The following is a 17,227-nucleotide window of genomic DNA, read 5'->3' as shown; positions in this document are numbered from 1 at the left end:
GGAATACATCCAAAACATGAGTAAATACCAATACGTACCGGAACCCGCTCTTGTAAAAGGCGATCATGACTTTTCAAGCCTTACACGACTGGTTACTGATATAAATTTACGTCCCACTCCTAAATTATGGTATCTGGCCATGTTGGGAGCCAACGCCCTTTTAATGCTAATGGTTGTTGCCATCGGCTACCTTATTTGGGAAGGAACCGGAATCTGGGGACTTAATAACCCTGTTGGATGGGGTTGGGCTATTATCAACTTTGTATGGTGGGTTGGTATTGGTCACGCAGGAACCCTTATTTCTGCTATTTTATTTCTATTTCGACAGGACTGGCGTACGGCTATTAACCGTTTTGCTGAGGCTATGACCATTTTTGCGGTAATGTGTGCCGGTGTGTTTCCGGCGATACACGTTGGTCGTATCTGGGTTATTTACTGGGTATTCCCTATTCCTAACCAGATGGCTATGTGGCCAAACTTCAACTCCCCTCTCCTATGGGATGTGTTTGCAGTATCCACTTATTTCACGGTTTCACTGCTTTTCTGGTATGTCGGTTTGGTTCCTGACCTTGCGACAATTCGTGACCGTGCCACAAATAAAGTAAGAAAAGTGGCTTATGGTATCTTTTCACTCGGGTGGACCGGTTCTAACCGCCACTGGTGGAATTATGAAAAAGCTTACATGATCCTTGCCGGCCTTGCAACGCCTCTGGTACTTTCTGTACACACTATTGTATCCTTTGACTTTGCCGTTTCTATGATACCGGGATGGCACACAACTATTTTCCCTCCCTATTTCGTTGCCGGAGCCATCTTTTCAGGGTTTGCGATGGTATTAACGCTTATGATCGTTGCACGAAAGATCTATGGCATGAAGGATATCATGACGGATGATCACATGGAAAAAATGAATATTGTGATCCTTGTCACCGGTTCTATGGTTGGTTTTGCCTATATCATGGAGTTCTTTATTGCATGGTACAGTGGTGTTGAATATGAAAAAGCTATTTTCTTATTGAGAGCAACCGGCCCTTATGCATGGGCGTACTGGGCTATGATGACCTGTAATGTATTGTCACCACAGTTCTTCTGGTCAAAGAAATTACGAAGAAGTGTAGGATTCACCTTCTTCATCTCGATCGTTGTAAACATTGGTATGTGGTTTGAGCGATTTGTGATCACTGTAACATCATTAGCAAATGATTATCTGCCATCAAGCTGGGATTATTTCAGCCCAACGATTTGGGATGTATTGACTTACGTAGGAACATTTGGATTATTCTTTACCATGTTCCTGCTGTTCCTTCGCTTCTTACCGATGATAGCACTGGCTGAGATCAAGGCAGTGATACCATTAGCTGACCCTCACAACTATGATGAGGACACCAGTGAATTTATTGCCCCTAAAGTTGAAGTCCCTGAACCACAATCAGAGAAGGCTTAAGAATATGAGTACTACAGAAGAACAAAAATTACACGGAATCCTTGCTGAATTTAAAAATCCCAAGGAATTAACGGATGTTGCCAAGAAAATGGCCAGCTCCGGATACAGCAAGTTCGATACTTTCAGCCCCTTTCCAATCCATGGAATGGACAAAGCCATGAACCTGAAAAAATCCAAATTAGGTTGGATCGTTCTGGGGCACGGCGTACTTGGGTTCACTATTGCAATATCCATGATGTATTTCATGTCTGTGATCGACTATCCACTTAACATCAGTGGTAAACCTTTTTTCAATGCACCAGCATGGGTGCCTATCACATTTGAATTAACCGTACTGTTATCTGCTTTTGGTGCCGTATTCGGAATGTTCTTTTTAAATGGACTTCCCAAACTGCACAATCCTCTTTTTAACTCAGAGCGATTCAAAAAAGCAACTGATGACGGTTTCTTCGCCTGCATTGAAGCAGAAGATGACATGTTTGAGGCAGAAAAGGTCACATCACTTTTTCAGGAAGCCGGTGCTACTCATATTGAGGAAGTTTATGAATAAAAAATCTACACAAATACCATTTTCAGGAATGAACGTAAAAGGAATATTAAAGGTAGCCAGTGTTTTTGCATTGGGTATCTCCTTATCAGCCTGCCAGGGACAGATCAGTGAAAAACCTCCTATTCATCCAAATATGAATATGGATCAACAGCCAAGGAAAGAAGCTCAGGAAGTAAATAATTTCTTTGCTGACGGCAGATCTATGAGACAACCGGTAGAAGGAACGGTTGCAAGAGGTTTAGCTAAAACTGACAGGGCATTGTATGAAGGTGTTGACGAAAATGGTGAGTACATCAATTATATACCTGTAGATCTGACAAAATCTTTCCTGTATCGAGGGAAAGAACGTTATGAGATCTTTTGTACACCATGCCACGGTCAAACCGGAGCAGGAAATGGAGTGATCATGGAAGGCGGTTACGGTTACGTACCAGCTCCTTCCTATCACGAGCAAAGAGTTCGTGAACTCTCTGATGGTGCATTATATTCTGCTATTTATAATGGTGTAAGGACCATGCCTTCTTATGCTACACAGATCCCGGTTGAAGACAGATGGGCTATTGTGGGATATATAAGAGCCCTTCAAGCCAGCCAAAACGTTACGGAGCAGGAATTACAAGAGTTTGATATAGATATCGCTGCCCTTCAAGCTGAAGCCAACGAAGAACAGGCCAGACTTGATTCTATTGCAGCAGCCAGACAACCACAGGAAGCACCGGAAGCATCCGTATCCCTTGGACAGGAAGTGATCACAGCTAATGCTTGTGCTACCTGCCACAGTGAAGACGGTTCAGCCGGAATTGGTCCAACATGGGCCGGCCTGTTTGGTAGCGAAGCACAGGTAGTGACAGCTGATGGTGAAACCATTACGGTTACAAAAGATGAAGAATACATCCGCGAATCAATTGTAGACCCTGAAGCCAAAAAAACCGTTGGCTACGAACAAGCAGTTATGGCCTCTTACAGCTATCTGGCTGATCATGAGATCGAATCTATTGTTCTGTACATCAAAAATCTTAATAACTAAGAACTTTGCTTAACACACTTTTAAAATGAGTCATAAGCCTACTTTAACAGATTCTTTACAATTTCCAGCCGACAGCAAAGTTCCAGGTGTACTATTTGGCGTAGGTGCTGTTGGACTAATTGCCACCGCAATCGGATATTTTCTGGATGCTGACCAATTCTTCTTTTCATACCTGGTTAGTTTCACATTTTTCTCAGGCATTGCCCTATCGGCTTTGATCATGGTGATGCTTCATCATATTACCAAATCAAGCTGGGGCGTTGTTTTCAGGAGAATTTCTGAATCCTTTACTGCCAACATATGGATCTGGGCAATATTCATTGTTCCAATACTCTTTGGTATTCATAATCTATACCATTGGAGTCACCCTGAATTGCTTGAGTATGGTACAGCAGAATACGATAAGATCGTAGCGGGTAAATCACCGTTTCTGAATTCCACTTTCTTTATTATTCGTCAGGTTATTTACTTCGCAATTTGGGGCTTTCTTGGTTATAAACTCCATAAAGTGTCTGTCGAAATGGATAAAACCAACGACTGGGGTCTGACCACCCTTTTGAGAAAAGTAAGTGCCCCGGGTATTCTTCTGTTTGCATTTTCTGTAGCTTTTGCCGGTTTTGACTGGTTGATGTCTCTTGACCCTCACTGGTTCTCTACCATGTTCGGTGTTTACTTTTTTGCTATCAATTTTCAGGCTTTCTGGCCGATCATGATCCTGTTGGTCTTTTTCCTGCACAAACAGGGATTACTGACCAATACCATTCGCCAGGTACATATATATGACCTCGGTGCCTGGTTCTTCGCATTTACTGTGTTCTATGCTTATATCGCATTCTCACAGTTTTTATTGATCTACTATGCTAACCTTCCTGAGGAGACCCTATGGTATTACCACAGAATGGAAGGTGGATGGCAGTACTTACTCTATGGGTCACTGATCTTCCGTTTTGCTGTTCCATTTTTGGTTCTTCTTAACAGAGAAGCCAAGAAGAACAGAATGGTTTTAGGAGGAATGTCAGCATTGGTTCTGATCATACATTTTGCAGAGATCTATTGGATCGCAATGCCAACTCTCTATGATCATGGTTTCAGCTTTAGTTGGATGGATATCACTGCTTTCATAGGTCTGGGTGGAATTTTCTTTGGTCTGTTTTTCCGACAGTTCAAACAAAATGATATGATCCCGAAAAACGATCCAAAACTTGAAGACTGCCTCTCAAAATCCTATCACCAATAATCATTTTTAACGATGTCAGACAAGCACAGTTCAGAATTTAAGTCAAAAGTTGCTCAGGAAGCTACATCTGAAAGCCAGAAGGTGATTCAGAATATTGCAGCTAAATATGATATATCTGAGGATGAAGTTATCCTGTGGGCCTCTAAATATACAGATCAAGGTGTTGAACTTGCTTCAGCAGAATATGATGAAGGATCGGTTGAAGATGTTGATATATCAACAGAAGATGATGAATTGGTTACCGGTGTCTCTCATGGAGTAATGAGTGATACCCTTAATTATGGTAAGTTGATATTTTGGTCTACTGTTGGGACCTCTCTTGTGATCATTTTTGTTGTTGCAATGGTTTTCTTTTCACAATTCAGCCTGTTTGAGGCACAAAAAGAAGCATCATTGAGAGTAACCTATTCTGATTTTACCGAATTAAGAGCCGAACAAGAACAAGAGTTAAACAGTTTTGGTGTAGTTGACCTTGAAGAAGGCATCTACCGTATTCCTATAGACAGTGCCATCAGTAAAATTGCTATAGACTAAATAAAACCTATGAGACGTACCACACTGCCGGCAATTTTTGTATTGTTAGCAGTGTTTCTGAATTCACATACTGCTTTTGCGCAGCTAAATCGTGAAGAACCGGATGCGCTGCAAAATTTAGGCATAACCGAACATTTGGGTGATATTATCCCCTTAGATGCTAAGTTTGCAACTTCGAACGGCGATAGCGTGACGATTGGTGATCTTTTAGTAGATGGTAAACCGATTTTATTGAATCCTCTTTACTATGAATGTCCCATGCTTTGTGGTTTGGTTCTGGATGGAACCATTAATGTAATTGAAGACCTGGCTTGGAAACCCGGTAAAGATTTTATTGTTATATCGATCAGTATTGATCCTAACGAAAATGCAGAACTCGCCAGGAAGACAAAAGAAAATTACCTGGCTCAAATGGATTCAACCACTAAAAGTGGCTGGCATTTTCTGACAGGAAATAAAACGGAGATCGATAAAGTGATTGAAGCCGTTGGGTTTCAGTATAGAGAAATTGAAGAGACCGGAGAATATGCGCATAGTGCAGCGATCATTTTACTGAGTCCTAAAGGGAAGATCACCAGATATTTATATGGTATTTCCTATGACGAGTTTGACGTCCGTAATGCATTGTTTGACTCTGCAGACGGAAAAATTGGAAGCACGATCGATAAGGTCGTAATGTATTGTTATCAATATGATCCCGATTCAGGCAGTTATGTCCCGGTGGCGATCAATATTATGAAGCTTGGCGGCTTGGCTACACTGATATTTCTCGGTATATTCTTGGGCCTCTTCTGGCTTCGCGAAAAACGCAAAAAAAACAACCTCAAAATCTGAATTTAACTAATGGGCAGTTTATTCGACTTCATGCTCCCGGAATTAAAATCTCCTTTAACCGGGGCAAGTACAGATGCATTGATGGGTTTCATCCATATTGTAAGTTTTATACTTCTTGCCGGTGTAACTATTGCAATGATCTATTTTGCAATCAAGTACAAACGCAAATCTGATGATGACAAAACACCACTGATCACACATAATAACACTTTGGAGATCACATGGTCGGTAATACCATTGATCCTTGTTTTCATTGTCTTTGGATGGGGTTATTCAGGATGGTTGAACCTGAAAGCTGTTCCTGACAATGCATATGAGATCCAGGTATCTGCCTACAAATGGGGCTGGACCTTCAGCTATGAAAATGGTGCACAGGTTGGTAATGAGGTTCATGTACCAGCGGGAAGGCCTGTTAAATTAGTCATGAAATCTCAGGATGTACTTCATTCCTTTTTTGTTCCTGATTACCGGGTAAAACAAGATGTTTTGCCAAACAGGTATACTTATGTGTGGTTCCAGGCTGAAGAACCCGGAGAATCCCAGGTTTTCTGTACAGAATATTGTGGTACGTCCCACTCTGACATGCTTGCAAAAGTAATCGTACACACGCAAGACGATTTCGAAAACTGGCTGGCATCCCAGAGTTCCGGGGGTGGTGGAACTCCGGTAGAAAGAGGTGAAAACCTGCTTACCCTGCAAGGTTGCGTTACCTGTCACTCTGTTGATGGTTCTGATAAGATCGGACCTACCTTCCAGGGTTTATTTGGCCGTGAAGAAGTCATGACAGATGGTACTACCCTTACGGTCGATGAAAATTACATTAGAGAATCTATTCTTGATCCAGGTGCAAAAATTGTGCAGGGATACCAAAACCAGATGGTAAGTTACGAAGGTCGCTTAAGCGATGACGACATTTCTGATATTATTGAATACATAAAAACTTTAGATTAATATGGCTACAGCTGAAGTAAAACCAGCATCTACTGGTGGTAAAAAAACACTTAAGGTAAAACGTTACATACCCAGCGAAAACCCTAAAAAAACCTTCTTTACGGAAGAAAGGGGTATTTGGTCCTGGATGACCACCGTTGATCATAAAAAGATCGGGCTCATGTATCTTGGGTCAGTAACATTTTTCTTCCTTCTTGGAGGAATTTTGGCCTTACTACTTAGAACCGAACTGCTAACACCGGCTCAAACCTTTATTGAAGCTGATACTTATAATCAGTTCTTTACACTACACGGAGCCATCATGGTATTCTTTGTGTTAGTGCCATCAATTCCTGCGGCACTTGGTAACTTTGTCTTACCTATGCAGCTTGGTGCAAAGGATGTAGCCTTTCCACGATTGAATCTGGCCAGTTTATATATCTATATAATTGGTGCGATCTTTACTTTCATTGCGCTTGCCAATAATGGACTGGATACCGGTTGGACTTTTTACACTCCATATAGTACCGATTCCACATCTAGCGTCATTTGGGTGACCTTAGGAGTCTTTATACTTGGTTTCTCTTCCATTTTGACGGGGACGAACTTTATTGCAACCGTTCATAAACTCAGAGCACCGGGTATCACCTGGGGCAAACTGCCACTGAATATCTGGGCATTGTATGCCACAAGTATTATTCAGGTTCTTGCAACGCCTGTTCTTGCCATTACCCTGTTGCTTCTTACCATGGAGCGTTTTCTGGGTATTGGTATCTTTGATCCATCCATGGGAGGTGATCCTATTCTGTTCCAGCATTTCTTCTGGTTTTATTCACACCCTGCCGTTTACATAATGATCGTACCCGGCTTTGGTATCATTTCGGAGGTTATCACTACCTTTTCAAAGAAACATATTTTTGGATATTGGGCTATTGCACTTTCATCATTAGCCATTGCTTTTATTGGTTTCCTCGTTTGGGGACACCACATGTTCACTTCCGGACAGTCTGCTGTAGCAACCACAGTTTTCTCATTCCTTACCTTCCTGGTAGGTATTCCCACTGGTATTAAGATCCTTAACTGGGTTGCAACACTTTACAAGGGATCTATTGAAATGAAAACCCCTATGATCTATGTGTTCGTATTCCTGTTCCTATTCTCTATAGGAGGATTTACGGGAATTATGCTTGGAGCATTATCTGCAGATATTCACCTCCATGATACCTACTACGTTGTTGCTCACTTCCACTATGTTATGATGGGAGGTACACTGATAGCATTATTGGCCGGACTGCACTACTGGTGGCCAAAAATGACCGGTAAGATGTACAACGAATTTCAGGCTAAGATAGGTGCAGCGTTGATCTTCATTGGCTTTAATATGACCTTCCTCCCTCAGTTTATTATGGGATCGCAAGGTATGCCAAGACGTTATTACAACTACATCGATCAGTTCACAATCTTTCACCAAACATCAACCATCGGTTCTTATATTCTTGGTGTAGGCTTCTTGTTGATCGCCTTTTATCTTGCTAAATCCCTATTTAGTGGAGAAAGAGCCGGTTCTAACCCGTGGGGTAGCCGTGGTTTGGAGTGGCAGTCAACTTCACCACCTGACCTGCATAATTTTGATCATACACCCGTTGTGATCAACGGTCCATATGACTACCACAGACCAATGGAAGAATTCCAACTCGGTCTTGCAAAATCAGATACGGATCATCATTAAGTGAAAAGAAGAAACTCAATTCAACAACTAATTTTAACTATTAAAACACAACTCGGGAAGTAATGGCGAATCATTCGACTTCACACCCTGCGCATGTGCAACATCATTTTGTTGATTCTGATCAACAGTTTGATACCGCAAAATTGGGTATGTGGGTGTTTCTTGTTAACGAAATCCTATTCTTTGGCGGTCTGTTCTGTGCTTATATCGTATATAGAGCATGGTACCCGGAACTCTTTCAAATGGCAGCTTTAGAGCTCAACACCTTCTGGGGAGCGGTAAACACCGTTGTTCTGATCGGTAGTAGCTTAACGGTTGCTATGGCAATCCGTTCTGCTCAAAAAGATCAGATGAAAGGATTAAAGATCAATCTGCTTATCACCATTGCACTGGCTGTGGTCTTCATGGTGATCAAGGGCTTTGAATATGCTCATAAATTTGAGTTGGGGATATTCCCCGGTGAATTCTATACCTACGAAGGTTTAGACCACCCTCAGGCAGCGATCTTCTTTAGTATTTACTATATGCTTACCGGAGTTCACGCCCTTCACGTTATTATTGGGATCGGTTTGATCTACTGGATCTATCTGCGTGCCAAAAAAGGGGAATTCAGCAGTGAGTACTATACCCCTGTTGAGATCACAGGTTTGTACTGGCACTTGGTTGACCTCATCTGGATCTTCCTGTTCCCGCTCTTATACCTCATTGAATGATAGAAATTACTTAACACAACAGAACTATGAGCGAACATAATCACGAACATCACGTTTCAACAGCAGGTCAACTTTGGGCCGTTGGTACAGCTTTGTTAATTCTTACCATTATCACGGTATTGGTAGCGAAATTTATTTCCATCCCTCCTCCCTTTGATGTGATCACTGCGATATCCATCGCTTTGGTCAAAGCATTTTTGGTTGCTGCATTCTTTATGAACCTTTATTGGGATGTCAAATTCAATGCTATGTTGCTTCTGATGGCAGTAGCATTCTTTATCCTGATGATATCAATTACTTTACTTGATACTATGTATCGGATCGAAGTGATTCCATCATTCTAGATCGAATTACCCTGATTTTAAAGCCTCATTTTACAAAATGAGGCTTTTTTTATGGCTATAGCCTACCATCATTTAACTATCTGGTATTCTGATTCCTGTGCCCTGATTGTTATATTCTGTTCAAAAAGAATCCTATATATTTTATGAGCTTGTCTAAAACAACTTTTGGCCCATTTGAACTCTATACTATTGAAACCGGAGACTTTCGCCTGGATGGTGGTGCTATGTTTGGCGTAGTACCAAAAACACTTTGGGAAAGAGGCATCCCCGCAGATGATAAAAACCGCATTCCGATGACCATGAGGTGCCTTCTTATCAAATCAAAAAACACCGATAAAGTTTACCTTATTGATAATGGTGCCGGAACAAAGTTCAATGAAAAAATGACTGATATCTATCAGCTAGATCAGTCAGACAAAAATTTAGAGGCATCTTTCAAAGAACATGGGTTTTCTTTTGATGACGTGACCGACATTATTTTTACACACCTGCATTTTGATCATTGTGGAGGCACCAGCTATTTCGATGAAAATAACGAATTAAAGCACACATTCAGGAATGCCACATATCATGTTGTTAAATCTCACTGGCAAACAGCTATTGATCCTAATGCACGAGAAAAAGCAAGTTTCCTCCCTGAAAATATAAACCCTATCAAAGAATCAGGCAGGCTCAATTTAGTAGAAGGAAGTCACGAATACGAACCCGGATTAAGTTCTATTATTGTCAACGGGCATACAAAGGGGCAACAACTTCCAAAGATCACACATGATGGCAAGTCAATTGTCTTTGTTGCTGACTTGTTACCGACTCATGTTCATGTACCTTTACCATGGGTTATGGGCTATGATATGTATCCTGCTCAAACGTTGAATGAGAAAAAAGAGTTTTTAATGCAAGCCGCATCTGAAAACTGGGATCTCTATCTCGAACATGATGCCGAACAGGAAATGATCCGGATCCAAGAGGATAATGGAAGGTTTAAGGTTACTGAGAACTTCACCCTGAATGATATTTGATCAATAACTCAATTTTTGATCAGATTCAGAAAAGTACCATATGCAAAGGAATGACAAATATAACAGTGTAGATGAGGTAAAGGAGAAACTCTTTTCTGCCTATCTACGCTCTTTATCTTTCTTTAAGAAAAAGAAATTTTTGCATTCCCTGATCATCTTATTCACGGTTTTTACTGTACTTGTATTGCTTGAGCAATCTTTATATCTGTCGGTATCTGCAAAAAGCACCGTTCTGATAACCGCTATGCTAATGGCAGGTTACGTTGCTTTTATCAAAGGCCGTAATGAGCAGTTCATGAACTTTGAGACCTTCTATAGAGACTTCAGCCGGTCAAGCGACCTCCCGGAGTTGAAAGATGCCTTAGACCTTCAAAATTCAAATACCGGTAACAGAGAACTGGTAAACGCAGCCATTCTGCAAAGTTTAGGTAAGGTAGAGTCTGACACATTGGATTCAGCCCTTCGAGAATATACAAGTGAATCAAAGCTTTATAAGACATTCCGTTCCTCATTTATAATCGGCCTAGGTACATTTATTGTCTTGTCTGCTACGGCCATCAACCTGGATAACGCAACCTCACGCATATCCAACTTCTGGAAAACATATAAAAAACCGAATCCCTATCAGTTTGTTGTAACTCCGGGCACCGTCACGCTCGAACAAGGTAAAGCTCTGAGATTGAATGTAGAATTTTTGGGCTTACAACTTCCTGAAAATGTCTCCCTGAAAATTAAAACTTCCATTGAGGAAGCTTATAGGGACAGGCCAATGGAAAAAACTGATCAGACTTTTACCTCTATGCCTATCGAGGTATACAATGATCTACAATATTACATCAGTATGGACGAATACGAAAGTGACCTATATTCTATTGATGTTCAATTACGGCCACGATTTGTAGAACTATCCGGACAGATTACGCCTCCCACCTATACCAAACTGGGAAAAAGCAATTTTGTGTATCCTTCTTCTCAGATCAGAGGGTATAAAGGATCAGAATTAACCCTTTCAGGCAAACTAAATAAGGGTATAAATTCACTTTACATAGCCTCACTAAATGACACTGCGTCTATACAAGTTCTAAAAGACAGTACGTTCTCACATAATCTCAATATCGCTAAACCTGACACACTTCGATTTCAGATCCAAGACAGTACCGGGTTAACCAATGATAATAAATTCCAGTTAGTCATTGCCCCTCTTGAGGATGAATATCCTTTGATTGAGCTAATTGAGCCTGAGTCTAACCTGAAACAGGTTAATCCTGAATCCATAGATCTCTTGTATCGTGCCTCGGATGATTTCAGTTTAACTTCAGCAAAACTCAAATTTGAACTGAAACGGGCTTACACGAGACAACCTATTACCGGCTCATTGAACCTGAAGCTTCCAAAATCGGATGCTATAACCCCCTTTGTTTGGTCACTTAGTGAATTGAACCTTAAACCGCAGGACGTACTCACTTTCTGGATAAACGTACAGGATAATGATGGCTTTGCCGGCCGCAAAACCTCCAGCTCACAGCGGGTCACCCTGGAAGTTCCCTCAATGGTAGAGTATTTGGATGATATGGGTGAAAAAGAAGATGATATATCCACTGACCTGGAAGAGATCACCGAATCTTTTCAGCAAACCAGGGAACAGTACGAACGTTTTAAAGAGAAGCTTAAGGATAACCCGGAGAATGCAGGTTATGAAGAGAGAAGTGAGCTTGAGCAGGTTCAAAAACAACAAGAGGAAGTTGAGCGGCAGATCGACGAACTCAATGAAAAATTTGAGCAGCTCAAAGATGAAATGAGTCGAGACAATGTGTTGTCTGAAGAAACTCAAAAAGCCTATGAAGAACTGCAAAAACTAATGGAGGAGATCGATGACCCTGCATTTCGGGAAGCCCTCGAGAAAATGCAGGAGCAATTGGGTAATATGAGTCCCGAACAACTCCGACAGGCCATGGAAAATCTCGAATTCAATGAAGAATTATATCAGGAAAGACTACAACGAACAATAGAACTTTTCAAAAAACTTAAACTAACATCAGATCTAGATAAAGTTGCCAAAGCTTTCGAAGATCTGGCAAGACAAGAAGAAGCTCAACAGAGTATCAGTTACAGCTCATCTGAACAGGCACGAAAACAGGAAACTATCAAAGAGCATGAGAATATTAAAAAGCAGGTAGATGACCTGTCAGATAACACGTCTGAAAGTAACAGAAATGAGGTAAATGAGTATCAAAATAGTATCCGGCAGCAACTGAATGAATTAACAGAAACACTTAAAAGAGAGATAGAAGAGTCCAATTCAGACAAATCAGATCAGGATGAGGCAAATAGTTCTGATTCTGAGCAGCAACAACAGAAGCAAGAACGCATCGAACAGTATAAAAAATTGTCTGAGAGTACCCGTGATCTGATCAATAAGATCAATCAGAAACAAAAACAGATCAATATCGCAGGGCTACAGTATGTGCTCTACTCAATATTAAATCTTTCACTAGAACAGGAAGACCTTACAACCTTGGTTGCTACAACAGAAAACCGCAGTCAGGCTTACGTCAACTATGCCCGCGATCAACAGAATATTGAAACCATATTCTCAACCCTTTCTGATTCCCTTTTTCAACTTTCCTCACAGATCCCTCAATTCTCGAACCGGATCAACCAAAAGAAACTGGAAATTGAACAACAGCTGTCCCGTTCATTATCCCAGCTTACTGAACGGGATCAAAGTCAGGCTTCCGTAGCCTCCAGGCAAACACTGGGAGGTATTAACGAGATCGCATTCATGTTGGCCAATCTGCTGGAACAGCTGCAAAACTCTGACGGTAATGGTCAGGGAGGCGGAAGTGGAGGATCCATGCAACAGATGATGGAACAGTTGCAACAATCAGGTCAGCAGCAACAGCAACTCAATCAAAGACTGCAGGAGATCATTAATGACATTCAGGGAGACCGATTGTCACAAGATCAGATGGAGCGATTGAATCAGCTTGCCGAGCAACAGAATATGATCCGTAAACAATTGCAGGAATTACAGCAAAGTGGTGAGTTTGATGGTGACCGATTGGGCAGTGAGCTTCAAAGAATGATCGAAGAAATGGAGGATACGATCAATGACCTAAGGGGTGGCAGTACTGATGCTCTAATGATCGAGAGACAACAAAATATCTTATCAAGAATGCTTGAAGCCGAGCAGGCTATTCAGGAAAGAGATGAAGAAGATAAGCGAGAGGGACAACTTCCTGAAGGGCTTGAACAAACAACTCCACCTGAATTAACAATTGAGGAACTTGAAAAACAGATCCGAAATCGATTAAATGACCCAAATTTCACAAAGTTCTCACCCGATTACCAACGACTCATTCAAAATTATTTTGAATTACTGAAAGAACTTCAAAACCGTGAGATACAGTAAAGTTCAGGGACGTTAGCCTTCACCCCTGTTAATTTTTATAATATCCTGATAGGCTTCGAGTACTCCTTCCGTTGTTTCCTTAGTGACCATATCCACTTTCTCTTTTACAAATGATCTTGCATTCACAGGCGCATAAGAGCGACCTACAATAGTCAGGCCCGGAAGGTCTCCACTGCTATCTCCAATATATGCTACCTCATCCAGATCCAAACCAAGCTGATCACAGAGCAACTTGATGCCATGGCCTTTATTGGCTTTTTTTAGGATTATATTGACTGAAACGTCGGTAGCATGAACCTCGAACATAGGGTATTTCCCATCCATATAGTTCAATACTTCCTGATGCATCATCGCGATCTTTGAAGGATCGGGATTTACCAGCCCGGCATCGGTATATTTTGCAAATTCTGGATATGTTCCCTCATAATTTTTTATCAAAACATTCTCCAACCAATCTTTGATCTCTTCAACGGCTTGTTTTGCCTCATCATTAAAATGTGGGTTCCAGGTTATTTTATTGATCCTTATGTCATAAATACCTGCACCACTTTCAAAAAGCATTGGGGTTTCAATACCCAACCATTGTCCTACAGCCTCCACATAAGGGAATGGCCGCCCCGAACAAATGGTCATTGACGGAATGGTCTTATCATCTTTGCTTTTCCGGATCAGATCTTTGATACGGGTGACTGCATTCCAATCAGGAGTAATGAAAGGATGAGCCATACACCCATCAAGATCTGTAATAAATAATTTGATCATTCTATGGCAGGAAATTTATGAAGTGAATTATATGATCTGCCTGAAACTATCGGCCAAAATCATCTTCAAGACGTACGATATCTTTTTCGTTGGAAGGGTGGTCGGCATAGATATGCTGCCAGATCTCTGCAACAACTCCCCAGTCATCCAACCCCACCAGGCGGTGGCGTTCTCCCTGTTGAAGTTCTATGCGGTCTCCCTCCTTATACATTTTCACCGGCTTTTGTTCGTCGGTAAGGCTACGTATTACACCAACCGGTCCTTCAACTACCTGCCACATTTCTGCTCTTCTGTGATGATATTGCCAGGATAACCTCTTACCGGGTTCTACCAATAGGATCTTTGGACTGAGTTTACCTGATATATTGGCTTCCGACATCTCAACATCATTAAAATAGGTTTCAATAAAGAGATTCGCTTGTTGTTCATCGATCACAAAAAAACCACCCCAGGGACGGTCAAAGTCGTGAGCCTGGATATTAAAACCCTGGTCTGTCAGCTTATTTTGGATACTCTCAAATCGTTCTTTCTTCTCAGACATTATTTAGCAAGATATAGATGTGAATTAGTATTGTATTGATCTTTTAATGAGATCTGGAGGATGGCAATAACATGGAAGTAAACAGCAACAGTAACGATAGTGCACCCATCCACTGGTACTGATTTTTGTAATCTGCATATTCCTGGCTTGCGAATTCACCCTTTTCGAGTTCATCCATTCTTGCCAAAAATGCGTCAATCCCGTCATTTCCCCGCTCTATTGAATAATATTCTCCATTTCCCTGTTGGGCAATATTTCGCAATATCTGACTTTGCAGTTTTGTAGTTACCACCTGCCCTTCATTATCTCTTTTATAACCAATCAGATCTCCTGTTCCCTCTTCATATAAAGGAATGGTAGTTCCATCTGCTGTGCCCACTCCAACCGTATAAACCAAAATATTTTCGTTAGTCAGAGATCTCAAAGCTTCCTGATACGATTCCCCGTGATCTTCTCCATCAGATATGATCAGTAGAACCTTAGAGGCATCCGTGCCATTTTCTTCAAGTGATTGAAATGCCTCCAAGGCTGTCTCAAGCGCCGGTTTAAAAGCCGTGGCTGAACTTGGCATCTGTTCTGTATCTGCGATATCCAGGAATAACCGTAAGGCTGAGTAATCCATTGTCATTGGGCTTTGAAGATATGACTCACCGGTGAAAACGATCAGCCCAACCCTGTCTCCCCTGAGTCTTTCAATCAAACGGTTGATCTCAAATTTAGCCTTTTCAAGTCGGCTTGGGCGCACATCTTCCGCATTCATACTCGCAGAAAGATCCAAAGCTACCAGCATATCGATCCCCTGCCTTTTGATCTCCCTGACTTCGGTCCCAATTTTAGGTCCTGCCAGGGCTATGATTAAAAAGAAGATGCCTGCAAACATGGATATTTGTTTTAGTCTCTCTCCCAATGGCCAGAATCCCTCACGCAGTGAATGGAACAATTCTTCACTAAAATACTTTTTCTGCAGTTCTCTGATTCGCGCAGTCTTCCACCACAATATGGCAATACCCACTGGTATTGCTAACAACCACCAAAGATGTAATGCGTTTTCCCAGATCATAGACTTCGTTCATTCAATGTCATTACAAGATAAAGCATCGCTAGTTTAATGTGAACATTAAATACTGTAATTGAGTGGATAAATAAGCCGAATAGAGGGTTAATACCAATACTGTTTAAATGTTATTTAGGACCCATTCTGTAAAAAGTTCCCTAAATCGGAACGAGTAATTCTTTCTGATATTGACCTCATCATCATATGAAAAACATGGAGGTACAACGTGAAAGAAATGATTGGCATTAGGAATTTCGTACACCGTAAAATTTGACGGGAGTGAATCGGTAAATATTGTATTAAGCTCATCTATGGCCCATTCAGGGTATACCTGTCCATCATTTTCACCGAACATGAATAATGCAGGAATTTCGATACGTGTCAGGTATTCAGCAGGTTCAAAACCTATCTTCATTCTCATGTGGCGCCATTTTTTTGTAATGGCAATCATGGATACCCAATTTTGATGAGATTGTGCTTTTTGAACTGCCTTTTCATAGGCAATTTCATCATTTTCACCCTCGCACACGTATTCACTGTGATATTCGTTCACCAGTTGCCTTGTAGGATCGAATGTTGGACCTGCCAGTGAGGCCGTGAAATTTACCAGGTCAGGAGCCATAGCCCCAACTATTTGAGCAACCCATGCATCTTCACCGTGCCCCACAATTCCAATTCTGGAAGGATCGATTTCTTTTCGCTGACTCAAAAAATTGATGGCTGCTATAGCATCATCTGCAAAATCATTCAGTGTTGTTCTACCCCAACGGCCATCTGAATCTCCAACACCTCTTGGATCATAATAAAAGACACCTACCCCAATTTTTGGGAAAACCGCTTCCAGGTTCTCTTCGATAAAACTGGCCCTTTGTGGATGAAGATCCCCCCATTCATACATTCCCCCCATAAAAACAATGACTGGAACATTCGATTCACTATCCGGAAGTACTAATGTTCCGCTGAGGACATTTTCACCACTTCTAAAAACGACTTCCTCTCTTTGAATTTCCTGAGCACTCGTAATTGATGTAGTAATGGCAACAATTAAAATAACTGCGAAATACTTAACTGTATGTCTCATTCTGATAAATAGCCTG

The 17,227-nt window shown here is 41.3% G+C and carries 16 protein-coding genes; 12 read left to right on the top strand and 4 right to left on the bottom strand.

What is annotated here, in order from left to right; translation table 11 throughout:
- The first annotated feature begins 16 nt into the window (after positions 1 to 16).
- The 12 genes from nrfD to AC13FX_RS09740 all read left to right on the top strand — a co-directional run bounded on the left by nrfD (position 17) and on the right by AC13FX_RS09740 (position 13,773).
- Positions 17 to 1,444, top strand: a complete 1,428-nt coding sequence (gene nrfD, locus AC13FX_RS09795; protein WP_482880373.1) for an NrfD/PsrC family molybdoenzyme membrane anchor subunit — start codon at positions 17 to 19, stop codon at positions 1,442 to 1,444.
- A gap of 4 nt (positions 1,445 to 1,448) precedes the next feature.
- Positions 1,449 to 1,994 (top strand): DUF3341 domain-containing protein, encoded by a 546-nt coding sequence (locus tag AC13FX_RS09790; protein WP_482880372.1) that lies wholly within the window; start codon positions 1,449 to 1,451, stop codon positions 1,992 to 1,994.
- The gene (locus AC13FX_RS09785) at positions 1,987 to 3,021 is read left to right on the top strand and encodes a c-type cytochrome (RefSeq protein WP_482880371.1); all 1,035 of its coding nucleotides are present in this window, start codon (positions 1,987 to 1,989) and stop codon (positions 3,019 to 3,021) included. Before AC13FX_RS09790 ends, AC13FX_RS09785 begins: the two co-directional genes overlap by 8 nt.
- A gap of 25 nt (positions 3,022 to 3,046) precedes the next feature.
- The gene (locus tag AC13FX_RS09780) at positions 3,047 to 4,258 is read left to right on the top strand and encodes a hypothetical protein (RefSeq protein ID WP_482880370.1); all 1,212 of its coding nucleotides are present in this window, start codon (positions 3,047 to 3,049) and stop codon (positions 4,256 to 4,258) included.
- A gap of 12 nt (positions 4,259 to 4,270) precedes the next feature.
- Complete coding sequence (locus AC13FX_RS09775) at positions 4,271 to 4,792, top strand: hypothetical protein (protein WP_482880369.1); 522 nt, start codon at positions 4,271 to 4,273, stop codon at positions 4,790 to 4,792.
- Between the two features lie 9 nt (positions 4,793 to 4,801).
- Positions 4,802 to 5,626, top strand: a complete 825-nt coding sequence (locus AC13FX_RS09770; protein WP_482880368.1) for an SCO family protein — start codon at positions 4,802 to 4,804, stop codon at positions 5,624 to 5,626.
- Positions 5,627 to 5,635: 9 nt separating this feature from the next.
- Complete coding sequence (gene coxB / locus AC13FX_RS09765; RefSeq protein WP_482880367.1) at positions 5,636 to 6,577, top strand: cytochrome c oxidase subunit II; 942 nt, start codon at positions 5,636 to 5,638, stop codon at positions 6,575 to 6,577.
- A 1-nt stretch (position 6,578) separates the two neighbouring features.
- The gene (gene ctaD, locus AC13FX_RS09760) at positions 6,579 to 8,285 is read left to right on the top strand and encodes a cytochrome c oxidase subunit I (RefSeq protein WP_482880366.1); all 1,707 of its coding nucleotides are present in this window, start codon (positions 6,579 to 6,581) and stop codon (positions 8,283 to 8,285) included.
- Between the two features lie 62 nt (positions 8,286 to 8,347).
- The gene (locus AC13FX_RS09755; RefSeq protein ID WP_482880365.1) at positions 8,348 to 8,998 is read left to right on the top strand and encodes a cytochrome c oxidase subunit 3 family protein; all 651 of its coding nucleotides are present in this window, start codon (positions 8,348 to 8,350) and stop codon (positions 8,996 to 8,998) included.
- A gap of 26 nt (positions 8,999 to 9,024) precedes the next feature.
- Positions 9,025 to 9,342, top strand: a complete 318-nt coding sequence (locus AC13FX_RS09750; RefSeq protein WP_482880364.1) for a cytochrome C oxidase subunit IV family protein — start codon at positions 9,025 to 9,027, stop codon at positions 9,340 to 9,342.
- 143 nt (positions 9,343 to 9,485) lie between these two features.
- Positions 9,486 to 10,361, top strand: coding sequence for an MBL fold metallo-hydrolase (locus AC13FX_RS09745; RefSeq protein ID WP_482880363.1), 876 nt, complete (start codon positions 9,486 to 9,488; stop codon positions 10,359 to 10,361).
- A gap of 40 nt (positions 10,362 to 10,401) precedes the next feature.
- Positions 10,402 to 13,773: a coiled-coil domain-containing protein gene (locus AC13FX_RS09740; RefSeq protein ID WP_482880361.1), complete on the top strand. Its 3,372-nt coding sequence runs from the start codon at positions 10,402 to 10,404 to the stop codon at positions 13,771 to 13,773.
- A 12-nt stretch (positions 13,774 to 13,785) separates the two neighbouring features.
- Here the strand turns inward: AC13FX_RS09740 and AC13FX_RS09735 are convergent, their stop codons facing one another.
- The 4 genes from AC13FX_RS09735 to AC13FX_RS09720 form a co-directional block, all read right to left on the bottom strand.
- Complete coding sequence (locus AC13FX_RS09735; protein WP_482880360.1) at positions 13,786 to 14,535, bottom strand: HAD family hydrolase; 750 nt, start codon at positions 14,533 to 14,535, stop codon at positions 13,786 to 13,788.
- Between the two features lie 46 nt (positions 14,536 to 14,581).
- Complete coding sequence (locus tag AC13FX_RS09730) at positions 14,582 to 15,079, bottom strand: cupin domain-containing protein (protein WP_482881664.1); 498 nt, start codon at positions 15,077 to 15,079, stop codon at positions 14,582 to 14,584.
- Between the two features lie 40 nt (positions 15,080 to 15,119).
- On the bottom strand, positions 15,120 to 16,136 hold the full coding sequence (locus AC13FX_RS09725) for a vWA domain-containing protein (RefSeq protein ID WP_482880359.1): 1,017 nt from the start codon (positions 16,134 to 16,136) through the stop codon (positions 15,120 to 15,122).
- 115 nt (positions 16,137 to 16,251) lie between these two features.
- A complete protein-coding gene (locus AC13FX_RS09720; protein WP_482880358.1) occupies positions 16,252 to 17,211 on the bottom strand; it encodes an alpha/beta hydrolase family protein in 960 nt (319 codons plus the stop codon).
- Positions 17,212 to 17,227 lie beyond the last annotated feature (16 nt).

Source organism: Gracilimonas sp. B-17 (assembly GCF_056857935.1).
The sequence above is the reverse complement of the archived record's forward strand: the minus strand, read 5'-3'. Positions and strand labels throughout refer to the sequence as shown.

Coding starts and splice junctions, on each gene's coding strand:
- nrfD (WP_482880373.1), top strand. CDS start 17: ATGAGTAAATACCAATACGTACCGGAACCCGCTCTTGTAAAAGGCGAT.
- AC13FX_RS09790 (WP_482880372.1), top strand. CDS start 1,449: ATGAGTACTACAGAAGAACAAAAATTACACGGAATCCTTGCTGAATTT.
- AC13FX_RS09785 (WP_482880371.1), top strand. CDS start 1,987: ATGAATAAAAAATCTACACAAATACCATTTTCAGGAATGAACGTAAAA.
- AC13FX_RS09780 (WP_482880370.1), top strand. CDS start 3,047: ATGAGTCATAAGCCTACTTTAACAGATTCTTTACAATTTCCAGCCGAC.
- AC13FX_RS09775 (WP_482880369.1), top strand. CDS start 4,271: ATGTCAGACAAGCACAGTTCAGAATTTAAGTCAAAAGTTGCTCAGGAA.
- AC13FX_RS09770 (WP_482880368.1), top strand. CDS start 4,802: ATGAGACGTACCACACTGCCGGCAATTTTTGTATTGTTAGCAGTGTTT.
- coxB (WP_482880367.1), top strand. CDS start 5,636: ATGGGCAGTTTATTCGACTTCATGCTCCCGGAATTAAAATCTCCTTTA.
- ctaD (WP_482880366.1), top strand. CDS start 6,579: ATGGCTACAGCTGAAGTAAAACCAGCATCTACTGGTGGTAAAAAAACA.
- AC13FX_RS09755 (WP_482880365.1), top strand. CDS start 8,348: ATGGCGAATCATTCGACTTCACACCCTGCGCATGTGCAACATCATTTT.
- AC13FX_RS09750 (WP_482880364.1), top strand. CDS start 9,025: ATGAGCGAACATAATCACGAACATCACGTTTCAACAGCAGGTCAACTT.
- AC13FX_RS09745 (WP_482880363.1), top strand. CDS start 9,486: ATGAGCTTGTCTAAAACAACTTTTGGCCCATTTGAACTCTATACTATT.
- AC13FX_RS09740 (WP_482880361.1), top strand. CDS start 10,402: ATGCAAAGGAATGACAAATATAACAGTGTAGATGAGGTAAAGGAGAAA.
- AC13FX_RS09735 (WP_482880360.1), bottom strand. CDS start 14,535: ATGATCAAATTATTTATTACAGATCTTGATGGGTGTATGGCTCATCCT.
- AC13FX_RS09725 (WP_482880359.1), bottom strand. CDS start 16,136: ATGATCTGGGAAAACGCATTACATCTTTGGTGGTTGTTAGCAATACCA.
- AC13FX_RS09720 (WP_482880358.1), bottom strand. CDS start 17,211: ATGAGACATACAGTTAAGTATTTCGCAGTTATTTTAATTGTTGCCATT.